Annotated in this window: 22 protein-coding genes; 15 read left to right on the forward strand and 7 right to left on the reverse strand. The window is 59.5% G+C overall.

Features of this window, described 5'->3' with window-relative positions; genetic code table 11:
- Window positions 1–173: 173 nt before the first annotated feature.
- Window positions 174–1,391, forward strand: a complete 1,218-nt coding sequence (gene hemA / locus MJQ68_RS12700) for a glutamyl-tRNA reductase (protein ID WP_238751494.1) — start codon at window positions 174–176, stop codon at window positions 1,389–1,391.
- Here the strand turns inward: hemA and MJQ68_RS12705 are convergent.
- Window positions 1,388–2,944: a hypothetical protein gene (locus MJQ68_RS12705; protein WP_238751495.1), complete on the reverse strand. Its 1,557-nt coding sequence runs from the start codon at window positions 2,942–2,944 to the stop codon at window positions 1,388–1,390. The two genes, hemA and MJQ68_RS12705, sit on opposite strands and share 4 nt — an antisense overlap.
- Window positions 2,945–3,068: 124 nt before the next feature.
- On the opposite strand from MJQ68_RS12705, the gene MJQ68_RS12710 reads away from it, so the two are divergent.
- The 4 genes from MJQ68_RS12710 (at window position 3,069) to leuB (ending at window position 7,552) form a co-directional block, all read left to right on the forward strand.
- Window positions 3,069–4,223: a 2-isopropylmalate synthase gene (locus MJQ68_RS12710; protein ID WP_238751496.1), complete on the forward strand. Its 1,155-nt coding sequence runs from the start codon at window positions 3,069–3,071 to the stop codon at window positions 4,221–4,223.
- A gap of 231 nt (window positions 4,224–4,454) precedes the next feature.
- Window positions 4,455–5,855, forward strand: a complete 1,401-nt coding sequence (gene leuC, locus MJQ68_RS12715) for a 3-isopropylmalate dehydratase large subunit (protein ID WP_238751497.1) — start codon at window positions 4,455–4,457, stop codon at window positions 5,853–5,855.
- A gap of 18 nt (window positions 5,856–5,873) precedes the next feature.
- Complete coding sequence (gene leuD, locus MJQ68_RS12720) at window positions 5,874–6,470, forward strand: 3-isopropylmalate dehydratase small subunit (RefSeq protein WP_238751498.1); 597 nt, start codon at window positions 5,874–5,876, stop codon at window positions 6,468–6,470.
- Between the two features lie 23 nt (window positions 6,471–6,493).
- Window positions 6,494–7,552 carry a 3-isopropylmalate dehydrogenase gene (gene leuB / locus MJQ68_RS12725; protein ID WP_238751499.1) on the forward strand — a complete coding sequence of 353 codons (1,059 nt, stop codon included), beginning with the start codon at window positions 6,494–6,496 and terminating at the stop codon, window positions 7,550–7,552.
- 102 nt (window positions 7,553–7,654) lie between these two features.
- Here leuB and MJQ68_RS12730 read toward each other — a convergent pair whose 3' ends face one another.
- Both MJQ68_RS12730 and MJQ68_RS12735 read right to left on the reverse strand, forming a co-directional pair.
- The gene (locus MJQ68_RS12730; RefSeq protein ID WP_238751500.1) at window positions 7,655–8,680 is read right to left on the reverse strand and encodes a hypothetical protein; all 1,026 of its coding nucleotides are present in this window, start codon (window positions 8,678–8,680) and stop codon (window positions 7,655–7,657) included.
- 88 nt (window positions 8,681–8,768) lie between these two features.
- Window positions 8,769–9,308 carry a YfiT family bacillithiol transferase gene (locus tag MJQ68_RS12735; protein WP_238751501.1) on the reverse strand — a complete coding sequence of 180 codons (540 nt, stop codon included), beginning with the start codon at window positions 9,306–9,308 and terminating at the stop codon, window positions 8,769–8,771.
- 66 nt (window positions 9,309–9,374) lie between these two features.
- Here MJQ68_RS12735 and MJQ68_RS12740 point away from each other — a divergent pair, with 66 nt between their 5' ends.
- Window positions 9,375–9,773 carry an alkyl hydroperoxide reductase gene (locus tag MJQ68_RS12740; RefSeq protein WP_238751502.1) on the forward strand — a complete coding sequence of 133 codons (399 nt, stop codon included), beginning with the start codon at window positions 9,375–9,377 and terminating at the stop codon, window positions 9,771–9,773.
- Here the strand turns inward: MJQ68_RS12740 and MJQ68_RS12745 are convergent.
- Together MJQ68_RS12745 and MJQ68_RS12750 are read right to left on the reverse strand one after the other, a co-directional pair.
- On the reverse strand, window positions 9,770–10,852 hold the full coding sequence (locus tag MJQ68_RS12745) for a DUF4837 family protein (protein WP_238751503.1): 1,083 nt from the start codon (window positions 10,850–10,852) through the stop codon (window positions 9,770–9,772). The two genes, MJQ68_RS12740 and MJQ68_RS12745, sit on opposite strands and share 4 nt — an antisense overlap.
- A 55-nt stretch (window positions 10,853–10,907) precedes the next feature.
- Entirely contained in the window at window positions 10,908–11,393 is a 486-nt protein-coding gene (locus MJQ68_RS12750; protein ID WP_238751504.1) for a regulatory protein RecX, read from the reverse strand.
- 259 nt (window positions 11,394–11,652) lie between these two features.
- Between MJQ68_RS12750 and MJQ68_RS12755 the strand changes: the two genes are divergently transcribed.
- Entirely contained in the window at window positions 11,653–12,480 is an 828-nt protein-coding gene (locus tag MJQ68_RS12755; protein ID WP_238751505.1) for a mechanosensitive ion channel family protein, read from the forward strand.
- A gap of 176 nt (window positions 12,481–12,656) precedes the next feature.
- Here MJQ68_RS12755 and MJQ68_RS12760 read toward each other — a convergent pair whose 3' ends face one another.
- Entirely contained in the window at window positions 12,657–13,463 is an 807-nt protein-coding gene (locus MJQ68_RS12760; protein WP_238751506.1) for a pseudouridine synthase, read from the reverse strand.
- 168 nt (window positions 13,464–13,631) lie between these two features.
- Here MJQ68_RS12760 and MJQ68_RS12765 point away from each other — a divergent pair, with 168 nt between their 5' ends.
- Genes MJQ68_RS12765 through MJQ68_RS12775 form a run of 3 tightly spaced genes read left to right on the forward strand, consistent with a single transcriptional unit; the run spans window position 13,632 to window position 15,640 of the window.
- Window positions 13,632–14,372, forward strand: coding sequence for a porin family protein (locus MJQ68_RS12765; RefSeq protein ID WP_238751507.1), 741 nt, complete (start codon window positions 13,632–13,634; stop codon window positions 14,370–14,372).
- Window positions 14,373–14,417: 45 nt separating this feature from the next.
- The gene (locus tag MJQ68_RS12770) at window positions 14,418–14,744 is read left to right on the forward strand and encodes a monothiol bacilliredoxin BrxC family protein (protein WP_238751508.1); all 327 of its coding nucleotides are present in this window, start codon (window positions 14,418–14,420) and stop codon (window positions 14,742–14,744) included.
- A complete protein-coding gene (locus tag MJQ68_RS12775; RefSeq protein ID WP_238751509.1) occupies window positions 14,741–15,640 on the forward strand; it encodes a nucleoside phosphorylase in 900 nt (299 codons plus the stop codon). Before MJQ68_RS12770 ends, MJQ68_RS12775 begins: the two co-directional genes overlap by 4 nt.
- On the opposite strand, the gene MJQ68_RS12780 is transcribed toward MJQ68_RS12775, so the two are convergent.
- Window positions 15,593–16,567: an ion channel gene (locus tag MJQ68_RS12780; RefSeq protein WP_238751510.1), complete on the reverse strand. Its 975-nt coding sequence runs from the start codon at window positions 16,565–16,567 to the stop codon at window positions 15,593–15,595. The two genes, MJQ68_RS12775 and MJQ68_RS12780, sit on opposite strands and share 48 nt — an antisense overlap.
- A gap of 316 nt (window positions 16,568–16,883) precedes the next feature.
- On the opposite strand from MJQ68_RS12780, the gene MJQ68_RS12785 reads away from it, so the two are divergent.
- From MJQ68_RS12785 to ruvX, 5 genes are all read left to right on the forward strand, one after another.
- Window positions 16,884–17,507: a TetR/AcrR family transcriptional regulator gene (locus MJQ68_RS12785; RefSeq protein ID WP_238751511.1), complete on the forward strand. Its 624-nt coding sequence runs from the start codon at window positions 16,884–16,886 to the stop codon at window positions 17,505–17,507.
- 10 nt (window positions 17,508–17,517) lie between these two features.
- Entirely contained in the window at window positions 17,518–18,840 is a 1,323-nt protein-coding gene (locus MJQ68_RS12790; protein ID WP_238751512.1) for a TolC family protein, read from the forward strand.
- A gap of 31 nt (window positions 18,841–18,871) precedes the next feature.
- On the forward strand, window positions 18,872–20,038 hold the full coding sequence (locus MJQ68_RS12795; protein ID WP_238751513.1) for an efflux RND transporter periplasmic adaptor subunit: 1,167 nt from the start codon (window positions 18,872–18,874) through the stop codon (window positions 20,036–20,038).
- Window positions 20,031–23,489, forward strand: a complete 3,459-nt coding sequence (locus tag MJQ68_RS12800) for an efflux RND transporter permease subunit (protein ID WP_238751514.1) — start codon at window positions 20,031–20,033, stop codon at window positions 23,487–23,489. Before MJQ68_RS12795 ends, MJQ68_RS12800 begins: the two co-directional genes overlap by 8 nt.
- A gap of 88 nt (window positions 23,490–23,577) precedes the next feature.
- Entirely contained in the window at window positions 23,578–23,988 is a 411-nt protein-coding gene (gene ruvX / locus MJQ68_RS12805; RefSeq protein WP_238751515.1) for a Holliday junction resolvase RuvX, read from the forward strand.
- Window positions 23,989–24,007: the final 19 nt, after the last annotated feature.

Raw genomic sequence — 24,007 nt, forward strand, 5'->3', positions numbered from 1 at the left:
GAGGTGGGGAAGGGCTGCTTTCGCGGGCTAAATATGCGCGAAATAACTAGGGCGCGAACGCAGGTGCCATGTTCCTTCACTGCCTCCCGACCTTACCCTTTGCCACTTTCTACACCCTCCTGACAGAAGCCCTTCCGCGATAAATTATCTTTGCCACCGCTCCAACCCCCTCCATGCTCCAGCATTTTCACATTCTGACCCTAACCCACCGCGACGCTAAGCTCAAAGAGGTGGGCGCGCTGGTCACGGCCTTCGAGGGAGATGACGGATTACGCGAGCGACTGACGTGTATGCGGGAGCGCGGCCTGGTCCACGAGGTGTTCTACGCCTCTACCTGCAACCGGGTGCTGCTGCTATTTACCACCGAACGCAAGGTCGACGACCGCTTCAAGCAGGCACTGCTGTCGGAGCCGGTCGCCCAACTGACGCACATGCGCCACCTGGTCGGGTTGGATGCTATTCGCCACCTTTACGAAGTAGCCGGATCGATCGATTCCCTGGTCGTCGGGGAGCGGCAGATCCTGGGTCAGCTGCGGGAAAGCCAGGTGATGTGCCGCGAGTGGGGGCTCATCGGAGACGACCTGCGCATCATCACCAATCAGGCCGTGCTGGCCGCCAAGGACATCTACGCGAATACGCGCATCGGAGAGAAGTCGGTTTCGGTCGTCTCCCTATCCATGCAGCAGTTACAGCGCCACGCCCCCAGCCGCAAGGCTCGCATCCTTATGGTAGGGGCCGGACAGACCAACGTGCTAGTCACCAAGTTTTTGCGCAAGCAGGGCTATAGCCACGTCACCATAGCCAACCGTACCCTGGAGCGGGCACAGCAGCTGGTCAATGGCTTCGACCACGGCAGGGCAATCTCGCTGACCGAGCTCGATACCTACGCCGGAAGCTTTGACGTGCTCTTCGTATGTACCGCTTCCGCGGAGGCCATCATCACGCCGGAGCGCTTTACTTCGCTACTCGGCGGGGAGGGCGCTAAGGGCAAGATCGTCGTCGATCTAGGGGTGCCGGCCGACGTAGCCGAGGCCACCGTAGCACAATATGATTTTACTTACATCGCCATCGAGCACCTCCGGGCGCTGGCGGAGGAGAATATGGGCTTCCGCCGTCGGGAGGTCGATCTGGCGCACACCATCATCGAGCGTCACCTGTTGGAGACGGAGACCCTCTACCAGACCCGCCTGATCGAGCGGGCGATGTCTGAAGTACCCGGACAGATCAAGGCCATCCGCCACAATGCCGTCAACAAGGTGTTTCGCAAGGAACTCGAAGACCTCGACCCCGAGACCCGCGAGCTGATGGACCGCATGATGCTGTACATGGAAAAGCGCTGCATCGGTATCCCCATGAAGGCGGCGCGGGAAGCCGTGCTAGCCAAGAGCTAGACTAGCTCCCGGTTCTCCTCGAACTGCCGGCGAATTACCTCCTGCACGCTGATGCCCTCAATCTTCGATTCCAACCAGCTCGGTATATCCAGGTAGGTGAAGGGACGCGACTCATACGGTAATTTCGCTACCTCATCCAGGGTTTCCTTCAGTTTGATGAACTCGTCTCGGAGGTCTGCTTCGCGGATACGCGGGATGCGGCGCAGGAAGCGGAAGATGACCTGCTGGGTCTCCTGCAGGTGCTCCACTTTGGCCAGGAAGCGGTAGACGCTCTTGACCTGGTATTCCACCAACTGGACGTTACCCATCTCGAAGTGGCAGATCAGGCTCAGGATGCGGGCGTAGGCCTGGATATCGGAGCGGTAGTTGGGACTGCGCTGGTTGATGATCAGGTTGAGGTAGTCGATGGCCGTATCGTTATCGCCACTACCGAAGTAGAGGCAGGCGATGCGGTAGTAGAAGACCATGTGGCGGTGGTCGTCCCAGTTGTAACGGTTGTCTTCCATGACCTCCATCAGCTGGGGCGCCAGTCCGAGGCCTTCCGTGAAGGTGCCCTCCATATAGTGACGGCGGATCTGGTGGTCGAACTGGTAGAGGTGGTAGAGTCCGGCTACGTTGACGTTGTTGGTCAAATCGAACTGGTGGGGGAACAGCTCGAGGTGCTGCAGCTCGGCGATGAATTTATCGTACTGCCACATATTGAACAGGTTCGCCAGGTGGTTATGCATCCCCTTGAGGTAGAGGGGGGCATTGACCTCGATCATCTTGGGCTGCTCGCGAAACAGATCTACCCAGCGCTGGGTATAGCGGAAGCAGAGCGCAAATTCTTGCCGCAGCAGGTGTAGCCAGGTATAGCTCTGGCAGTAGTAGATCTTGCCCCAGAAGTCCAGCTCCTCGTAGCGGACGGAGGGCAACCGGTCGTCGAAGAACGTCCGTACCTCTTCGGCTTCCTCCGTGCTGCCGACCAGGCCGTTGGTCAGGTAGTGGCCGTACAGGCGCAGCGAAAGGTTAGAGAATCCGTTGGTGTCGCTGATCTTGCTCGTGAGCAGTTCGCACTCCTGGCTGAGCTCCTCAGCGCGACCCTCGATGCTGCGCGTGATGTACTGCCCCTCGATGAGCTTCTCGAACTGGGCGGTCTCGAGGGCGATGGTGTGGGACTCGATCTCCACGGCGCGTTTCTTGGCCTTGTCGAGTATATCGAGCGACTGGCGGTACAATCCCTTATTGTAGAGGATGCGGGCGTAATCTAATTGCTCGCGCAGGGTGATCTCTTCGTCCTTATTTCGGTTAAGGAGACGAAGGGAAGTCAGTAGCTGCTTGTAGAGATGCGCCTTTAGGTTGCTGAGCTGCGACTTTTTGATACCTTCGATGCGCTTAAGGAGGTAACCTTCGTCGTACGTGCCCGTGCGTTCCAGGATATCGAAGAGCTGTAAGAAGAGGATATCGGCGTCCGCCTGCTGGTTACGCTTAACGAAAAGGCGGAAGTGCCGCTTTTCGGCCCGGTTGAGGGAGGCTACGAGTTTGAGGAGGTCGTCGGTCTTCTGCTTAGGCATTGTATAAACTGTTTCGGTCTCCCGGCGATGTTCGCGGGGGAAGCGTTATTTTCACACGATCGACAACACACGTAAGAATCCGCCCTAAAGATAGTAGAAGCCGGTTAACCGACCCGAACCAAAGATGAATACCAACCAAGTTCAAATTTTCGACACCACCCTGCGCGACGGCGAACAGGTACCCGGATGTAAGCTCGATACCCAACAGAAAATCGTCATCGCCCGCCAGCTCGAACGCCTCGGCGTCGACGTCATCGAGGCCGGCTTTCCCGTCTCTAGCCCCGGTGACTTCAAGAGCGTAGCCGAGATCGGGCGCACCGTCAAGGACGTGATCGTTTGCGGCCTCACCCGCGCGGTCATGAACGATATCGACGTAGCCGCCGAAGCCCTGCAGACTGCCCGCCGCCCGCGGATCCATACCGGTATCGGCGTCAGCGACAGCCACATCCAGTACAAGCTACGCACCACGCCGGACAAGATCATCGAGCGCGCCGTAGCCGCCGTCAAGCACGCTAAATCTTACGTGGAGGACGTAGAGTTCTACGCCGAAGATGCCGGTCGGGCCGACAATGAGTTCCTGGCCCGCGTAGTACAGGCCGTCGTCGATGCAGGTGCTACCGTACTCAACATTCCCGATACCACCGGCTACTGCCTGCCGCAGGAATACGGAGACAAGATCGCCTACCTGCGCGATAATGTCAACGGTATCCATAAGTGTATCCTCTCCACCCACTGCCACAACGACCTGGGCCTGGCCACCGCCAACTCCATCGCCGGAGCCCAGAACGGAGCCCGCCAGATCGAATGTACCATCAACGGCATCGGCGAGCGCGCCGGCAACACCTCCCTGGAGGAAGTGGTAATGATCATGCGCCAGCACCCCCACCTGGGCCTGACCACCAACATCAACTCTAAGCTCTTGCTCGAAACCAGCCACCTGGTCAGCGAAAGCATGGGTATGATGGTACAGCCTAACAAGGCCATCGTCGGTGATAACGCCTTCGCCCACTCCTCGGGTATCCACCAGGATGGGGTGATCAAGCGTCGCGATACCTATGAGATCATCGACCCCGCCGAGGTGGGCGTCGACCAGTCCAAGATCGTGCTCACCGCACGCTCCGGCCGCGCCGCCCTGGCCTACCGCTTCAAGAACCTCGGCTTCAACCTCACCAAGGTGCAGCTCGACAATGTGTACCAGGAATTCCTCCACATCGCCGATCAGAAAAAGGAAGTGGAAGACGCCGATCTGCGGGACATGATGGAGGGCATGGCGGCCTAGGTGTTCAAGGGGTTAAGGGGTGATGGACTAAAGGGGTTAAGGGTGGGGATGCGCTTCGCTTCGTTCATCGGCTCGTTGTAGTAATCTCCGCACCCGCGGCCCCGCCCACCCCGAACCGCTGGTCATATCCGGACAGCCTGCCGCACCCAATAATGACTTCCACGCCCCCCTAGCATCTCCAACGCCTCCAACACCCCCTTAACCCCTTCTCTCCCTAACCCCTTGCCCACCATGCCAACCCTATTCGATAAAGTTTGGGACGCTCACGTAGTCACCGAGGTGCCCGGCGGCAACCAGGTGCTCTATATCGATCGTCACCTGATCCACGAGGTCACCAGTCCGCAGGCCTTTAATGGGTTGCGGCAGCGCGGTATCCGGCTGGCGCGGCCCGACCGTATCGTGGCCACCGCCGACCATAACGTACCCACTAAAGAACAGCACAAGCCCATCGCCGAGCCACTGAGCCGCAAGCAGGTCGAGATGCTGACCACCAACTGCGCTGAATTTGGTGTGGAGCTGTACGGACTGGGCCACCCCTACCAGGGTATCGTGCACGTGATCGGACCCGAACTCGGCATCACCCGGCCCGGTATCACCATGGTCTGTGGAGACAGCCACACCAGTACCCACGGGGCCTTCGGGGCCATCGCCTTCGGCATCGGCACCAGCCAGGTCGAGCAGGTCATGGCCACCCAGTGCGTACTCATGAGCAAGCCCAAGAAAATGCGTATCAACGTGGAGGGCGAGCTGCAGCCCGGTGTCACGGCCAAGGACCTGATCCTGTACGTGATCGCCCAGCTCGGTACGGGCGGCGGCACCGGCCACTTCGTAGAATACGCCGGCTCGGCCGTATGTGCGCTGAGTATGGAGGGTCGGATGACGGTCTGTAATATGAGCATCGAGATGGGCGCCCGCGGCGGACTCATCGCACCCGACCAGACGACCTTCGACTACATCGAGGGCCGCGAGTTTGCCCCCCGGGGAGCAGATTGGGAGGCCGCCGTAGCCCACTGGCGTACCCTGCCCACCGATGTCGACGCCGTGTTCGATACCGAATACACCTACCGCGCCGAAGACATCCCCCCCATGATCACCTACGGCACCAATCCGGGTATGGGCATGGGCGTGACCGACCTGATCCCCATGGCCAGCGACCTCCACGGTGAGGCCAGCATGCACAAGGCCATGAACTACATGGACCTCCACATCGGCCAGCAAATGGAAGGCATGCCGATCGACTACGTATTCATCGGTTCGTGCACCAACTCGCGCATCGAAGACCTCCGTCTGGCGGGGGCGCTGGTGCAGGGCAAACAGATCGCGCCGGGCATCACCGGGATCGTCGTACCGGGCTCGCAGCAGGTAGCCAAGCAGGCGATCGCCGAGGGACTAGATAAAGTCTTCGAAACCGCCGGCTTCGAGTTTCGTGGGGCGGGTTGCTCGGCCTGCCTGGGTATGAACGAAGATAAGGTGCCCGCCGGTCGCTACTGCGTGTCCACCTCCAACCGCAACTTCGAGGGTCGTCAGGGACCGGGTGCGCGCACCATACTGGCCAGTCCGCTCACAGCCGCCGCCGCCGCCATCGCCGGCCGGATCGTTGATGTGCGCAATGAATACGCCGTACTAGCTTAAGCCCCATACCACTCTATCATGCATCCCTTCCGTACCCTTACGACCACCGCCGTTCCGCTGCCCATCGAGGACGTCGATACCGACCAGATCATTCCCGCCCGCTTCCTGAAAGCCACTACGCGGGAGGGTTTCGGAGAGAACCTCTTCCGGGACTGGCGCTACGACAAGCTCAACCACCCGAAGGACTTCGTCCTGAACAATCCCGTGTACGCCGGAGACATTCTCATGGCCGGAGCCAACTTCGGCTGCGGATCGAGCCGCGAGCACGCCGCCTGGGCCATTCAGGATTTCGGCTTTCGCGCGGTCGTGTCCAGCTACTTCGCCGACATCTTCCGGGGCAACGCACTTAACAACGGACTCCTGCCGGTGACGATCACCCCCGAGGCGCTGGACGAAGCCTTCCGCACCATCGAGCAAAACCCCGCCGCCCGCTTCACGGTAAACCTACTGGAGCAGACCTTCACCAATGAGGATACCGGTACGGTCACCGGCTTTCCCATCGACGAGTACAAGAAGACCTGCCTGATCAATGGCTACGACGACATCGACTTTCTGCTCAGTCAGGCTCAGCAGATCGAGGCGTTCGAAGCAGGGCGGGTAGATCACAGTATTTAGCAGTTATTCAGCCTTACCACTTTATGCCCCAATTCAAGTTAGCCGTCCTGCCCGGAGACGGCATCGGACCAGAAGTCATCGCCGAAGCCACCAAGGTGCTCGACGCCATCGCCGGTAAATACGGTCACACCTTCGACTATACCTACGCTCCGGTAGGTGCCGTAGCCATTGATCAGACTGGCGAGCCGCTGCCCGAGGATACACTTGCGCTGTGCAAGAAGTCTGATGCACTACTCTTCGGTGCCATCGGCCATCCCCGCTTCGACAACGATCCCTCGGCGAAGGTGCGGCCCGAACAGGGGCTGCTCAAACTCCGTAAGGAGCTTGGCCTGTACGCCAACCTGCGTCCCGTAGCCAGCTACGCCGAGTTAGCTGACTTGAGTCCCCTGCGTCCGGAGCGGATGAAGGGGGTAAACATGCTCATCGTCCGCGAGCTTACCGGGGGCATTTATTTCGGAGAAAAGGGCCGCAAGGACAATGGCAATACCGCCTACGATACCTGTACCTACAGCCGCCACGAAATCGAACGGATCGTGAAGATGGGCTTTGTCGAGGCGCGCGCCCGTCGCGGCAAACTCACCCTGGTCGATAAGGCTAACGTGATGGAGTCCAGCCGCCTGTGGCGCGAGGTGACCCGCGAGCTGGCCGAAGAGAACACGGACGTAGACCTCAACTTCATGTTCGTCGACAACGCCGCCATGCAGCTCATCCTGCATCCCGCGCAGTTCGACGTGATCGTGACCAGCAATATGTTCGGTGATATTCTGTCGGATGCCTCTAGCGTGCTGGCCGGCTCGCTTGGTCTGCTGCCCTCCAGCAGCATTGGATCTACGGTGGGCATGTTCGAGCCCATCCACGGCTCCTGGCCGGAGGGTGCGGGGCAGGACCGGGCCAATCCGGTAGCCGCTATCCTCTCAGCCGCCATGCTACTCGATCACCTCGATTTACGGGACGAGGCCGCTGATGTGCGGCGCGCGGTAAATGAAGCGCTTGCCGCCGGGGTAGGTACCGAAGATCTCCGACCCCGGGAACAACTGGGTACGGCTGCCTTCGGGGACCGTATCGCTAAGGGGGTAGCTTAGTCGGGGTAGGTAGTAGTAACCATACCACCAAAATTAGAAAAGCGCCCGCTCCAACAATAGGAACGGGCGCTTCTCATCACAGTAAGCGTGCGAGGGTACGACTTAGTCGCGGTGTAGGTACAGCGAACTCAGACCAACGAAGGGGATACTCCGCAGGGGAGCAGCGTTGTCGCTGGCATCACCGCTGAAGATCAGCAGTACGCCGCTACCGGTAGCGCGCTCGGCTACGTAGATGCGGTCGGTGTCCATGTCGTAGGCTACGTCGACGGGGTTACCCAGGCGGGTAGCGTCGCCGCCGATGCGGGTGTAGCGGTCGGTGGCCACCATGTCGGCCATGCCCAAGGTGGAGAAGTCGCGAATCACGATCAGTGCGCCATCCGTAGAATTGTCTGCGGCACCGATGTCGGTGAGGATCATGATGTCGTCATCGGCGTTGTACTCCAGTCCGTGGGTACGGGTGATGCCATCGACCTTGATGTAGCGGGTAGGCATGATGGTATCACCGTTCGTGTTAGCCAGGAAGTTGGTGTATACGGCTACCGAGTCGCTCTTGTCGACTACCGCGTAGAGGTCGTCACCGACGAACTGCACACCCCACAGGGCAATGTTGGTAGGGTAGGAGGCAGATAGCTCGATGACATCATCGTCATTGGAGATATCGTACACGATGAGGCGGTTCCGGTTGTCGTTGGCGTCGACACCCTGCTGGGCTACGACTACGCGCTGATCGTTGGCGGCCAGACCGCGACCGTTGGTAAAGTCGGAGGTACTGCGGGCTTCGACGTCGACACCGTTCGGATCGTCAAGATCGTCGATGACGTCGTTGTACTCCACTACGGTACTGTCGCTCCGGTTGACCTGGTAGAGGTTGCCCTCACCGCTTTCGTAGAACAGACCGTCAGCATCGGTACCAGCGGCCATGAAGGTCTCGATCGCGGGCATATCGCCATCTTCGAGGTTTAGCACGCCTACGGTACCGGAGGTGTTGGAGGATAGAAAGAGCGTGCCGTCGTCGTCGAAGTCAATACCCAGAAAAGTATCGTCGTCGTCATTGCAGCCCGTTAGGCTAAATACGGCAAGGGAGAGTAGCAGCAGGCTGAGCCGGCTGAAGGATTGATAGGGTAACATATGGTAAATTTGGATTTGGGGAATATTCAATAAATGAACGCAAACTGTGTCCCCAAAACTCAATTCTTTGGGTCGATGTTCGGTCGGCTCACTGACCAGCAGGAGGGTTAACGATCAACTGTAGGTGGGCTAGGTGATGCGCACCGTGCCAGGCATACTGCGCGGCCAGCGTATCCAAATGATAGGTTATTCCACTCCCCGGATGGTAGGCTGTGCGCGCCCACTGGGCCTCCGTGCACTGTGCCAGTAGCACCGCCCAGCGCAGGTGCAATCCCCGCAGTATATCCAGACTAGCCTGCACCGGTACGGCCTGTACGTCCGGCAGCTCCGCCCACCGCTGCTCATCGTAGGGGACCAGGGTAGGGTGATCCTCGATCAGCGTGACCTTACAGCGACGGTATGCGTGCAGGTGACTGTCGGCCAGGTGGTGTATCACTTGCTGCGCCGTCCAGCCACCGGGGCGGTAGCTGACGTCCAGGAGCCCATTCTCCCGGATCTGCCGTACCACGCGCTCCAGCCGCTCCGGCAGGGCCCCGATCTCCTTGACGGCGTCCATCCTCCGCGCTTCATCTCCAGCCGGCGGTAGTACGAATGTACCGATGGGGTAGCGCAACTTATCCGTTTCCATAGCGCGAAGGTAGGGGCGGGTACGCGGGTGCGAAACCAAGCGCGAGATTCAGCCGTTCCGCAGGGTATGCCTACACCATTTTCCGACTGGCGCCGCCCGGTCCTTTTCGCCGCAGCCGCCTACAATATACTCTGGGGCGCCTGGGTCGTCCTTTTCCCCGGCCACGTATTTTCGCTGGTCGGGATGGCCCAGCCCCTGTATCCCATGATCTGGCAGAGTGTAGGCATGATCGTCGGGGTATACGGTATCGGCTACGCCATCGCGGCACTCGACCCGGACGGCCACTGGCCCATCGTACTGGTCGGCTTCCTGGGCAAGGTGTTCGGCCCCATCGGATTCGTGTACCACTTCTACCTCGGCACCTTCCCCGCCGCCTTCTGGTGGATCACGCTGTTCAACGACCTTATTTGGATCGTACCCTTTTTCCTGATACTCAAGTCCGCCTACCGCAGCCGGGTGATCTAGTTGACCGTGGCCGAGCGGATTACCTGTACGACCTCCTCCATCAGGTCACGCTTCTTGCGGCCCGGAGCGTAAACAAAACCATCGACGAAGACCAGCTCGTTGTCCTCCGTATCGTTGAGTAAATACGACACGAAGGGACCGGCCAGGAAGTCGTTCTCGATCTCCCAGATGCCCCGACCCTCGATAGCAAAGGCCCCGTTGAGCTCGGTCGATTCGGTGAAGAGCGGCAGATCGGTATCGTTGATCTGCATATACGTATTCTCCGTAGTGGAGCTGACGTACTCGCGGCCCAGCCGGTTGCGGATCTCCTTCAGGCCGGCCTTGCTCAGCTGGTCCTGACTGCGGTAGGGTACCTTAGTGACCATGATATTAAGGCTGGCCCCCTGCACTTCTTTGCGCAGCCAGATCACGCTGTCCGTATCCAGGGGCACGCGGTCGTAACCACCGGGGATTTCCAGACTAGCTCCCGCCAACTGCCGCACCGTATCGCCCAGCCGCCGGTTCACGCCCTCGAAGTAGGTCGTCACGCGCATCCGCTCATCCTCTCCCTGCTGCAGGCGGCGTACCACCCCGGGGTAGACATTGCTCATACCGGTCAGTAGCTCGTTATGGTTCTTACCCAGGATGTAGACCAGTTGCTGTCCCGTGGCCCACTTGTTCTTAGCTACCGCGGTGCCGAAGCCCTCGGTGCGTACCTGCTGGATCTTCTCGTCCGTCAGGTCATTGAGCACCATCTGCGTGGTAGGACTGTCGGTATCGCTCAGATCAGCCAGCACGATGTAGTTGCGCAGTTGCCCCCAGGTGGGCTCGGCCACCACCCGCCCGGGCTCGATGAAGCGCACGTCGAAGATCGGCTCCGGCTGCGGCAGGATGATGTAGGGTGCCTCGAAGAAGTACGCTACGGAGTCACCCACTCCGGCCTTCCAGGTGCTGCTATCGGCGATCACCACCAGGCTATTGATCTTCCCGAAGGCCGAGGGGGTGGGAGAGAAGGTGCTTTCCAGCCGTTCGTTGCCACAGGAGGCAAGCCCCACGCAACAGGCCAGGATGAAAAGAAAGCGGTAGCGGTATGCGGACATGGATCGGGAGATTCTACTCAGACGAACAGATGAGTTTCAGCGGGGTTTTGGCGTGTCACAACTCCAGTTCCTTGATCGCCTCCCAGACTAGGCCGGACTCATAGCCCCGCTTCACCATATAGTCCGCCAGCTTACGCCGCCGCAGGTAAGGATGCTGCCCCGCCTTTTCCGCCTTGTTCCGCCGCTCCAGTTCGCTGCACAACGTACCGAAGTAGTCACTCTCGTCGATCTCCGTCATCGCCTTTTTGATGCAGTAGGCGCTGATCTGCCGCTGCTTCAGCTCGTTGCGGATCTTGTACCGCCCCCACCGCTTCATCCGGAACTTGCCCCGCGCGTAATTCCGCGCAAACCGCTCCTCGTCCAGGTATTTATCCTTGATCAGCTCCACGATCACCTCCTCGGCGGGGTCTCCGTAGTAGCCCAACTCATGCAGCTTTTCCCGCGCCTCCTTGTGGCAGCGGTCCTGGTAGGCACAGAAGTGCTGTAGGGCTTCCAGCGCCTGCTCCGCGGTATAGACGATTTTCTTCTGGGGGAAGGCCATGGGGGGGGCAAGGGGTTAGGGGGAGAAGGGGTTAGGGGGTTAAGGTGGGCGTTGGAGACGTGATAGGTATGGGAAGTGTTGGAGACGTGATAGGTGGGCGGGGCCGCGGGTGCGACTAGGTATACAACAATACTGCGTCCACTGTTCCGATAGCCCGCAGAGTCCTACATTAGCCGGGCGAGTAAGGAGCACCAGGACGAGCGAAGCGAGCATCCCCGTCCTTAACCCCTTAACCCCCTTTCCCCTTAACCCCCTGCACATGGACCTCCGCCAAATCTGGGAAGACTACGAACCCACCCTACTACAGATTGGATTCAAGCTCCTCGCCGGACTATTCCTCCTGGTCGTCGGCTTTTACCTGATCAACCTGCTGACGGGCAAACTCAAGCAGCTGCTCCTCAAACGCAACATCGACTTCAGCGTCACGGGCTTCTTCACCAGTTTTCTGGGCGTCAGCCTCAAGATCCTGCTGATCCTCTCCGTGGCCGGTATGTTCGGGGTCGAAACGACCTCGTTCATCGCTATCCTATCGGCCCTCTCTCTGGCCGTGGGACTGGCCCTACAGGGAAATTTAGGCCACTTCGCCAGCGGCATTCTGCTCCTCACCTTCCGCCCCTTCAAGGTGGGCGACTACGTGACCGCCGACGGCTATTCGGGTACCGTCAAGGAAATCCAGGTCTTCAATACTATCCTGACCACCCTCGACAACCGGCTCATCATCATCCCCAATGGCAACGTCATGGGTAACGCCATCGAAAACATGACCGCCCAGGGGGTCCGCCGCCTCGACATGACCGTAGGTATCGGCTACGATGACGATATCGACCGCGCCCGCGCCGTCATTATCTCCGTCCTCGAGCAGACGCCCATGATCGTCCATGAATCCGGCTACAACGTCTTCGTCAAGACCCTCAACGACAGCAGCGTCGACTTCACCGTACGGGTATGGGCCGCCAACGCCGACTTCTGGCCCGTCCACTTTCACGTCACCGAGCACGTCAAAAAAGCCTTCGACGCCGCCGGTATCGGCATTCCCTTCCCCCAGATGGATGTGCATGTCAAGGGGTTAGGGGAATCAAGGGGTTAGGGAGTTCAAGGGGTTAGGGGGTTCAAGGGGTTAAGGCAATTGTTGGAAGTGTATGATAGCGATGCAAGTTACCTGCCGAACGCAGTGCGTCGAGCCAAATAACACTCCGACGAGCGAAGCGAGCATCCCCATCCTTAACCCCTTAACCCCTTCTAACCTTAACCCCTTCCCCAACCTTACCCCTTGAAGTACTTCAGCTTACGCACCTCCTCGATGGTCAGGAAGCGATAAAAGCCGCGGGGGAGGTTCTTCTTGGTGAGACCGGCCAGGTAGGTGCGGTCCAGACGTTCGACGGTGTAGCCCAGGTGCTCGAAGGCACGGCGCACGATGCGGTTACGACCGCTGTGGATCTGTAGCGTAACGGTGTACGGATCACTGGGCTTGGCGTAGCGTGCCCAGTCGGGCTGGAAGTGGCCATCCTCCAGCTCGTAGCCCGCCTGCAGTTTGGCTAGGTCCAGCTCCGAGAAGGGGCGGTCCAGGGAGGCCTCGTAGATCTTGCTGGTCTCGAAGCGGGGGTGAGTGAGCCGCGTGGTGACGTCGCCGTCGTTGGTGATGAGCAGCAGGCCGGTGGTGTCGCGGTCCAGCCGGCCCACGGGAAACAGGCGGATGTGCTCCAGGGCAGGCTCATCGAGCAGGTCCAGCACGGTGGTGCGGTCGAGCTCGTCGTCGGTGGTGGTGATGACGTTGCGTGGCTTGTTGAGCAGGATGTAGAAAAAGCGTTCGGACGGCGCTACGACCTGGCCCTCGTATTCCACTACGTCACCCTCCACGATCTGGTAGGCCGGGTTATTCTGTAGCTCACCGTTCACCTTTACCTTGCCGGCCTTGACCATGTCACCGGCCACGCGCCGACTGGCTACGCCGGAGTGCGCAATGTACTTATTGAGCCGCATGCCGATGATGTCCTCGGTAGCCCGCTCCAGACCGGGCGGGCGGGCGGAGTTGCGGGCCTGCGAGCGTTGGAAGCGGCGGGGAGCTTTCATCTGAGGAAATTTTGGTGGTGATCTGTTGCGGAGCTGACAGCCTTGCCGCCCGGCGCAAGGTAGGCACGTCAGCGTACAGACTTACCTTGTATTGCCACCAGGGCCTAAACACGCGCACCTGCGTCGCGCCCGTTCCTACCCAACACCTAACACCTAACACCTCCCATCATGCAATACCACCTACTTATCACCCTCGCCCTTCTACTCTTTTCCCTGCCCGCCACCGCTCAGCTGGGGATCAAGGGCGGGCTGACCGTCGGCGGTACCTACGGCAGCGCTGAGGAGTTCGACGGTGAAAAGATCGAATCGATCGACCCCGCCATAGGCTATCAGTTCGGGATCACGGCCACGGTACTCGAGCTCAACGCCTTCCGTCTGAACGCCGAACTACTGTACGAAGACCGGCGCGGCGTCAAGAACGCCAGCTTCACGATAATACCGGGCCCCGATCAGGGGGTCAGTTCCGACATTAAATTTAAAAACAGCTTCACCTACCTGAGCGTACCGCTACTGGCCACCTTCGGTACCGGGAGCTTCAATGTTTACATTGGCCCCAGCGTGAGCTACCTGCTCTCCGCTACCTCGGAGTCTACCAATGAGCTCACGGTCATCACCATTGCCGGGGAGAACCGGTCTACGGTACAGGAAGAAATCGATCTGATCAACGACGACCGCTACGGGGAGTCCTACATCAATCGCCTCAACGTGGCGGCCAACATCGGGGCCATGATCCCCCTGGCACCCAAACTGAAGCTCGACGTGCGCCTCTACCACACCATCACCGATGTCACCAACGATGACGAAGACCGTAGTCTCATCGACCGTGTTACCCGACCACAGGATGTGCGGCTGCGTGACGACAAAGATTCCACCGTGGGCCTGCAGGCCAATTTGGTGTTAAGCTTTTAACGAACCCCCCCACGGCCCCCGCGTTAGCAGGGCATGTTCCATACCATGTCCACCTCCGAAGACCTCACCGCCGCCATCGCCGCGTCGCAGGATCAGCCCATCGTCATCTTCAAGCACTCCAACAGCTGTCCGTTCAGTGCGCGGGCGCAGGTGCAGATTTCTGAAGCGAAGCACGATATCGAGATCTACGGTATCGTGATCCAGTACGCCAAATCGCTCTCTACCGAGATCGCCGACCGGCTGGAAGTAGCGCATAAGAGTCCCCAGGCTATCGTAGTCCATAAGGGCAAGGCGGTATCCGACTACTGGCGCTCCGAGATCCAGGAAGACAGCCTCAAAGAGGAGATCAGCACGCTCACCGAAGCGGCTTGATCCCCGCCTCCGAACTGATCCTACGTCCCGATGGATCGCTGTACCACCTTGCCCTGCTGCCCGGACAGGTTGCCGAAACCATTATCACCGTAGGTGATCCCGAGCGGGTCGCCCAGGTAAGCCGGCGCTTCGACCGGGTGGAGCTGCGCGTAGAGGCACGCGAGTTTGTGACCCACACCGGAGAGCTGGACGGACGGCGGCTCACGGTCATATCTACCGGTATCGGTACGGATAATATCGACATCGTCTTCAATGAGCTCGACGCCCTATTTAATATCGATCTAGCGCGGCGAGAGATAAAGGACCGACTGACGTCCCTCACCTTTCTTCGTCTGGGCACCAGCGGATCGTTTCAGCCCGATCTGCCCCTGGATAGCTTCCTACTCTCGCAGGCCGCCCTGGCGATGGATGGGCTGCTACCGTTTTATCCTGCAGCCGGCGCGGACGATTCCCTCACAACGTCACTAGCCGGGCACCTGGCCGAGCAGGGTGTGCAGGCGCCGGTGCCCCTGCGGATCGTACGTCCGCAGCTGCCCGACCTAAACTGGGCCGCGGTACCCGCCCTGGCCCATGGCATCACCCTCACTGCTGCGGGATTTTACGCCCCCCAGGGCCGAAGTCTGCGCTTAGCTTCAGGACTGGACCCAGCGCTACTGCTCGCCCTACGCAGCTTGCGCTCCGGCGAGCTGCGGATCACCAATATCGAGATGGAAACCGCCGGTATCTACGGGCTGGCTAACGCACTGGGCCACCGATCGGCCTCCCTCTCCGCGCTGCTGGCCAACCGCACCGCCGGCACCTTCAGCAGGCAGCCCGCCGCTACCGTCGAGCGGCTCATCGATCAGGGCTTATTCCTCCTCACAGGGCACGGTGTCGCTGATGCGGTCGAGCAGTAGTTCCGTCGTCCGCTCCCGCTCCTGGTACATGGGTTCGAAGCGGACGTTCCACTCCATCTCCTCATAGGTGTAGCTGTTGTTCAGGTGGACCTGCTGGGCGAAGGTCTGGTCGTAGCCATCCAGGGAGACCAGTACCTCGGAGTACCGGCTACCGTAGTCCTCACGCTTCCAGCCATGTAGGGGGCTGTCCTCGCCGATGGGGTGTACGATGGTCCAGTTGAGTGGAAACAGTGCTACGAAATCGCGTTCCAGCTGTAGGGGGTGAAACCGCCGGCTCAGTCCTGCATCCGTCTTTTCCAGCCAGGTCATCACCACCCGGGCCTGCACGTTGATCAGGCTGGTATCCCGCTTGTTTGCAATCCGAAACTGCAGGCTGTGCTTACCGTCCCGGAAGGGAGCTACAATGGCCTTGTCGGAAAATACGATCATCCGGGTAGGGCGCGAGAAGCGGGCAAAGAACAGTCCCGTGACCAGCGCCAGGGCCACCCATCCGAAAAGTGCCAGCAGGGCTGCTAGCGCATTGGCCGATACCGAAGAGGGAGCGATCGTTCCGTATCCCACCGTGGTGAAGGTCTGCACGCTGAAGTAAAAACACCCCAGAAACTGATCGAAGGGGGTCCAACCTTCGATACCCGAGAGCTCTTCCGGTCCGATCAGGTAAAAGCCGACGGCGAAGGCCAGGTTACAAAGCAGGTAGGTGAGCAGGGTGACGATGATGAAGCGGGGCCAATCCATTTCCACCAGCTTCTTATAGGGGGCGAAAAAGGACTGCCCCCGCCGCACGACGTTGAAGCTGCCGTCGGAATTGATCAGGCGGGTACCGGGCTGTCGGGCCACTTTATCGCCCAGTCCGAAATCACCCTCCTGTGCGGGATCCCCCGCCGCGTCTGATGGGGAAAGGTGGTTACGAAAGTCAGCAAGATTCATGCGGGCAAGATACGTGGACTCGGGCGGGGCCGCCAGTGCGAGGCCTAGTCAGATTAACAGCAGGACGACCCGTAGTACACCGTTCACCGATCACAGACGGACATACATCCATAATATGCTAAATGCAGTCTGGCTAAGGCCGAGCTTGCGAAGGATGTGAGTTAAAATTGCGGGGATAAATACAACATATTGTGGTGATTAAATTGTAACTACCAACAATAGCTTGTATATTAAGTATGCTATGGCAGTCGGAAATAAAACGGATGAAACGTTAGAAACTTTGGAACTATGTAAAGTTTCCCCCGTTCTTTGCACCGTGATACAAACGAAGGAACAGCAGCAACTCATCGAAAAAGCCGGTGAGCTCTTTATGCGGATCGGTATCCGCAGCGTGAGCATGGACGACATCGCCCGGGAGCTCGGTATATCCAAGAAGACCCTGTACCAATTGGTAGAGAATAAGGAGGAGCTCGTTCATCTGGTACTCGAGAACGATACCTGCAGGGATATCGCAGTGATGGAGCGCCACTTCCAGGAGTCCTCCGATGCGATCGATGAATTCCTGCGCAACAGCCGCTACTTCATCCGGGAGATGCGCAAGGTGTCCCCCACGGCCATGCACGATCTGCGCAAGTACTACCCGGAAATTTTTCATTCCCAGGTGAAGGCCCATCAGACCGAGTTCCACCGCCGCGTAGCCGCCAATCTCGAGCGCGGTATGGAGGAGGGCCTGTACCGCGACGACATCGACGCCGAGGTGATCGCCAACCTCTACGTAGGAATGACCATGATGGTCATCGACCGCGGTGTATTCCCAGCCCAGGAGCGTCCGCTCTCCGAGATCCTGCGTCAGCACAGCACCTACCACTTCAACGGGGTGGTCAATCAGTTCGGCCGCGACCGGCTCGACCACTACCTCAAGCAAGAAGACCTCCCCTAAGTACTGCCTTATGCGATCTTACCTACTCTTCATTAGTCTCCTGCTACTCGGCGGACTGGCCGCGCAGGAAACCGCTACCTCCGCAGCCTACTCCCTGGAGGATGCGGTGAACTTCGCCGTGCTCAACTCCAATACGATCCGCAATGCCCGGGTCGATATCCTGGATGCGGAGCAGAACGTACGCGAGCGCCTCAGTACCGGTCTGCCGCAGTTCAACGCCAGCCTCGACTTCACCCACTACCTCAAGGTGCCCGTGCTGCCCCTACCCGAGGCCTTCGCCATGGGTGATCCCGACGCACCCACCTCGATCGCCTTTCAGCTCAAAAACAGTTTCACCAGCGGGGTGAGCGTGAGCAGTATGCTCTTCGACGGATCCTTCTTCGTAGGTCTGCGCGCGGCCAAGGCCAGCCGCAGCTACTTCAACCTCCAACTCGAGGATGCCCAGCGGCAGATCCGCAGCCAGGTGACGCAGAGCTACTTCCCGGTGCTGCTGCTGTCCACCAACATGCAGATCCTGGACCGCAACATCAGCAACCTGGAGAGCCTGCTGCGCGAAACCGAAGCCCAGTACGAGGCCGGCTTCGTCGAACAGCTCGACGTAGACCGTCTACAACTCAGTATCCGTAACCTGCGCGCTAACCGGGCGGAGGTGGAGCAGCAGCGCGAGAATGCCCTGCGCGCGCTCAAGTTCACGCTCAACTTCCCGGAGGGGGAGGAGCTACGGGTTGCCGACGACCTGGATCAGCTCGAGATCGAAGTGGAAACCGCCGCCCTCACCGCCGATATTCCCTACCAACAGCGCAGCGAACTCAAGCTACTGGACGAAGCCCTGGTGCTCCAGGACCTCAATATCGACCTGCAGCGCGCCGCCTACCTGCCCCGGCTGGACGCCACCGCCGCCGCCCAGTACCAGTACCAGGGAGATAACCTGAGCGACGGCTTTTGGGCACCTACCGTGCTGGTGGGTATCTCCGCCTTCATCCCCATCTACGACTTCGGTGGCCGCAGCGCCCGCCTGGAACGCGCCCGTCTGGCCAAGGAAAAGGTGATCAACCAGCGCGACGACCTGCGACGCAGCATTGCCCTGGAAGTACTCAACGCCCGCGGCACCTTTAATACCGCCCGGGCACGACTCAACTCCACCAAGGAAAACCTCGACCTGGCCCAGCGCATCTACGACGTCACCCAGATCAAGTATAAGGAGGGGGTAGGCAGCAGCATCGAGACCGTACAGGCCGAGCAGCAGCTCTACGATGCCCAGGCCAACTACCTGAATGCCCTCTACGATACCCTCGTCGCCAAAGAAAATCTCTACCTCGCCCTCGGCCGCTAGGCTACATCCCTCACGCTCTATGTCCGTACCGATGAAAACTATCCTACCCCTCAGTCTGCTCTTCCTATTCCTCAGCACCTGCGGCCCCGCCCCGGAGGACACTGTACCGGAAACCACGGAGGAGATCCAACAGGCCCTGAAGGACCGCCGCGCGCAAGTCCGTACCCTCACCCAGGAGGTGGAAGAACTGGAACTCAAACTGGCGGAAATAGACCCCACCTACGCCCCCAACTCAACCCTGGTGGCTTACGAGACCGTCCAGCCCAGCAGCTTCAGCAACTATGCCGAGGTACAGGCCACGGTGCGCGCCTCGGAGACCGCCATGGCCACGCCGGAGATACCCGGTCGGATCCTGCGCATGAACTTCGAGGAGGGCGATGCGATCCGCAAGGGGCAGTTGGTGGCCGTACTGGACGTAGAGGGCACCGAGACCCAGCGCGCCGAACTGGAAACGGCCGCCTCCCTGGCCAAGACCGTCTACGAGCGGCAGGAAAAACTCTGGGAGCAAAACATCGGCTCCGAGATCCAGTACCTGCAAGCTAAGAACAACTACGACCGGATCCAGCAGCAGCTCAAGTCGGTCGACGTGCAGACCAATAAGCGCAATGTCTACGCCCCCCTGAGCGGTACAGTCGACCGGGTCATGCAACGCACCGGCGAGGCCACCATGCCCGGCGCGCCGATCCTTTCGATCATCAGCACCGACGACCTGGACGTGGTAGCCGATGCACCCGAAGACCTGCTCACCAAGGTGCAACTACGGCAGCGGGTGCGGGTGCGGGTGCCGGCCCTAGACCTGGAATTTGAAGCCCCCATCAGTCGTATCGGACGTACGGTAGACCCCGCTAACCGCACCTTCGAGGTGGAGATCGACGTGCCGCGGCAGTACACCAAGCAGCTCAAGGCCAATCTGCTGGCCGAAGTGGAAGTGCTCGACTTCAGCGGTGAAGACATGCTTATCGTAGGCCAGGACCAGATCCAGCAGGAGATCGACGGGCGCCGCTTCGTGTACACCGTCGCGGAAGGGGAGCGCGGACCGGTAGCCCGCAAGACCTACATCGAGACCGGCCAGAGCTACGACAATAAGGCCGTGGTGGCGTCCGGACTAGTGGCCGGTGACCGCCTCATCACCAATGGCTCGCGCGGACTCACGGACGGCCAACCCATCTCACTGAGCAAACCCATCACTAATGGATAATCCCAATCAGAGCAAGCGGACGTTTTCGCTGACCAACCTGGCGGTCGATAACGCCACCAGTGTGTTCCTGCTGACCATCATGGTCTTCATTTTCGGTCTGTACGCCTACGACCAGGTGCCGAAGGAGCAGTTTCCGGAAGTGAAGTTCCCGCAGGTGTTCGTCAATACGCCCTACTTCGGTAACTCGGCGGCGGACATCGAGAGCCTCGTTACCCGGCCCCTGGAAAAGGAGCTGCAGGGCGTGGATGGGCTCAAGAAGATCACCTCGACTAGTATCCAGGACTTCTCGGTCATCACCGTAGAGTTCAACGCCGACGAGGATATTGACGAGGCCACTCGCCGCGTCAAGGATGCCATCGACCTGGCTAAGCCAGAGCTGCCCTCCGACCTCGATACCGACCCCACCGTGCTGGAAATCAGTGCCTCCGATTTTCCGATCGTGACGATCAACATGAGCGGAGATTTCTCGCCCGACGACCTGCGCCGCTACGGTGAACTGATGGAGGAGGAGATCGAAGACATCAAGGGCGTCAACGATGTACAGCTTAAGGGCGTGCAGGACCGCGAGATCGAGATCGCCGTAGACGTGCGCAAGATGGAGAGTCTGGAGATCAGCTTCAACGATATCGAAAACGCGATCGGGAGCGAGAACCTGACGCTGTCTGGCGGAGAGATCGTCAACAATAACGTACGGCGGGCTATCCGCGTGGTCGGAGAGTTTGCGGACGCCAAGGAACTGTCCAACACCATCATCAAGAACGAGAACCAGCGCCTGGTCTACCTCAGGGACGTAGCTACCGTAGCGTTCGGCTACCAGGATCCCGTAAGCATAGCCCGGGCTAATGCCCTGCCGGTGGTTAGCCTCGACGTGATCAAAAAATCGGGGGAGAACCTGCTGACCACTTCCGACGAGATCCAGGAAGTAGTGACCCGCGTGAAGGAAAGGCTACCCGCCGAGTTGGAGGTGACCTTCTTTAACGATCAGTCGGTCAATACGCGCGATCAGGTGGATAACCTGGAGAACAGCATCATTTCCGGTGTGATCCTGGTGGTGCTGGTGTTGCTATTCTTTTTGGGTCTGCGTAATGCGCTGTTTGTGGGTATTGCCATTCCCCTGTCCATGCTCATGGGTATCCTCTGGATCTGGCTAAGTGGAGTGACGCTAAATATCGTCGTGCTCTTCGCCCTCATTCTGGCGCTGGGTCTGTTGGTGGATAACGGCATCGTGATCGTCGAGAACATCTACCGCTACATGCAGCTCGGCCGGCGGTCGGACAATGCGGCCAAGTTCGGTGCCGGTGAGGTGGCCTGGCCCATCATTGCCTCGACGGCTACTACGCTGGCTGCCTTTAGTCCGCTCGCCGTTTGGCCGGGTATCGTGGGGGAGTTCATGAAATACTTCCCGATCACGCTGATCTTGGTACTGGGCTCCTCGCTCATCGTGGCCTTAGTGATCAACCCCGTGCTGGCGGCCAGCTTGATGAAGGTCGACGAACGCGCCGCTACGAAGGCGGAACGTAAGCGCCGGGCGCGCAACGTGCTCATCACCGCCGCCGTCATGATGACCATCGGCGTGATCGGTCTGATCGCCGGGGTGCAGTGGCTATTTAACCTGATGGTGATCGCTACGATCGTCAGCGTACTGTACTTCTTTGCGCTGCGGCCGGTGTCGTTCATCTTTCAGGACCGCTTCCTGCCCTGGCTGGAGACCAAGTACAAGGGACTCATCGATACCTCCCTGCGCTGGGGCAAAACTGTTCTGGCGGGTACGTTCGGCCTGCTGATCCTGTCGTTCATTCTTACGGCGGTCAGTCCGCCCACGATCGAGTTCTTCCCTACGGCCGACCCACTGTACGTCAATACCTTCATCGAGCTTCCCCTCGGCTCCGACATCCAGGCTACTAACGAGGTATCCAAGGAGATCGAGCAGCGGGTGCTCAACCTGCTGAAGCCCTACGAGAACGTCGTAGAATCCGTACTCACGCAGATCGGAGAGAATACCTCCGACCCCAACACACCCCCCGAGCCCGGCGTGACGCCGAACAAAGCGCGGATCACGATCAGCTTCGTCCCCTTCCGGGAACGCGGTGAGGTGAGTACCGCCATGCTGATGGAGCAGATCCGGGAAACCGTACAGGGTATACCGGGTACCAAGATCACCGTAGACCAGAACGCAAGCGGTCCGCCAACGGGTAAGGCCATCAACCTGGAGATCTCTGGAGAGGACCTGAACAAGCTGGTCCCCCTCGGTGATGACGTGATCAACTACATCAACGCACAGGGTATCCCCGGTATCGAAGAACTGTCTTCCGACGTCAAACTCGGTAAGCCCGAGCTACTCGTCAAGGTCAACCGCGAGGTGGCCCGCCGCTACGGCCTGTCGACCTTCCAGATCGCCAATGCGCTGCGCACTTCGGTGTACGGCCGCGAGGTGAGTCAGTATAAACTGGGGGAGGACGAGTACCCGATCTACATCCGCCTAAAGGAGGAAGACCGCAACAACGTCTCCCGCCTGCTGGCCCAGCGGATCACCTTCCGGGACCCCTCCAACGGCCGCATCACGCAGGTGCCCATCAGTACGGTGGCCGAGGTGGATTATTCCTCCACCTACTCCAGTATCAAGCGTAAAGACCTGGACCGGGTCATCACCATCAGCTCCAACGTCACGGAGGGGTATACCGGCAACGACGTCGTACCCCAGATCGCGGAGGCTATGGAGGGCTATAAGTTGCCGGCGAGCTTCTCCTACGAGTTTACCGGTGAGCAGCAACAGCAGCAGGAGGACCTTGGCTTCCTCCTTGGCGCTTTCGTCTTCGCCCTGTTCCTGATCTTCATCATCATCGTGGCGCAGTTCAATAGTATCAGTTCGCCCTTCATTATCCTCACTTCGGTGGTGCTGTCCCTGATCGGCGTACTGCTGGGGTACTTCTTCTTCGGAGGTACGCTATCGATCGTCTTCACGGGCGTAGGTATCATTTCACTGGCCGGGGTGGTGGTCAACAACGCCATCGTACTCATCGACTACACCACGCTGCTCATGCGCGAGCGGGTCGAGGAGCAGGGACTGGAGAAGATCTCCGACCTGGACCTGGCCGACATTCGCGGCGCTATCGTCGATGGGGGGTCTACCCGTCTGCGCCCCGTACTCCTTACTGCTATCACTACCGTACTGGGCCTTATCCCGCTGGCTATCGGCTTCAACTTCGACTTCTTCAGCTTCGTAGCGAGTTGGGATGGCCGCTACTTCCTGGGGGGTGACAATACCGCGATCTGGGGGCCCATGGCCTGGACGATCATTTACGGTATGATCTTCGCTACCTTCCTTACGCTGGTCGTCGTACCGGTGATGATGTGGCTGCTCTACCGGGGTCGTCGCGGCATCCGCACTCAGTTGGCCCGCTTCAGCCACGAGGAGTCTGAGGAGGAAGTCTACGAGATCGAAACCACTTAGGCCGGTCGTCGGCCGAGCCTTACGCAGTCTGGCTCGTCCGCCGACCGGTTCAACCCGAACCTCGGCCGACGAGGAGAAATTTATCTTTATGCGCATCCTAGCCATAGACTACGGGACCAAAAAGTGCGGACTAGCCGTCACCGATCCCCTACAGCTCATCGCTACCGGTCTGGACACCGTACCGACCGGTAAACTCTGGGACTGGCTGGCTGATTATCTGGCACGCGAAGCAGTCAGCGATCTGGTGGTTGGCGAATCGCTCACCGCATCGGGAGAAGCTAACCCCGTACAGGGCGCCATCGTAGGCTTCGAGCGTAAGTTTGCCAAGCTGTATCCGGAGATCGCGCTGCACCGGCAGGAGGAGTATCGCACCAGCGTCCGCGCCCGGGAGTCGATGCTGGCCATGGGCATGAAGAAGAAGCAGCGGCGCGACAAGACGCAGGTAGACCGTATCGCGGCAGCGCTGCTGCTGCAGGACTATTTGGAAGAAAGGCGGTAACCTTGTCTCTTCGAACGTG

The organism is Neolewinella maritima, assembly GCF_923081025.1.
Taxonomy (GTDB): Bacteria; Bacteroidota; Bacteroidia; order Chitinophagales; family Saprospiraceae; genus Neolewinella; species Neolewinella maritima.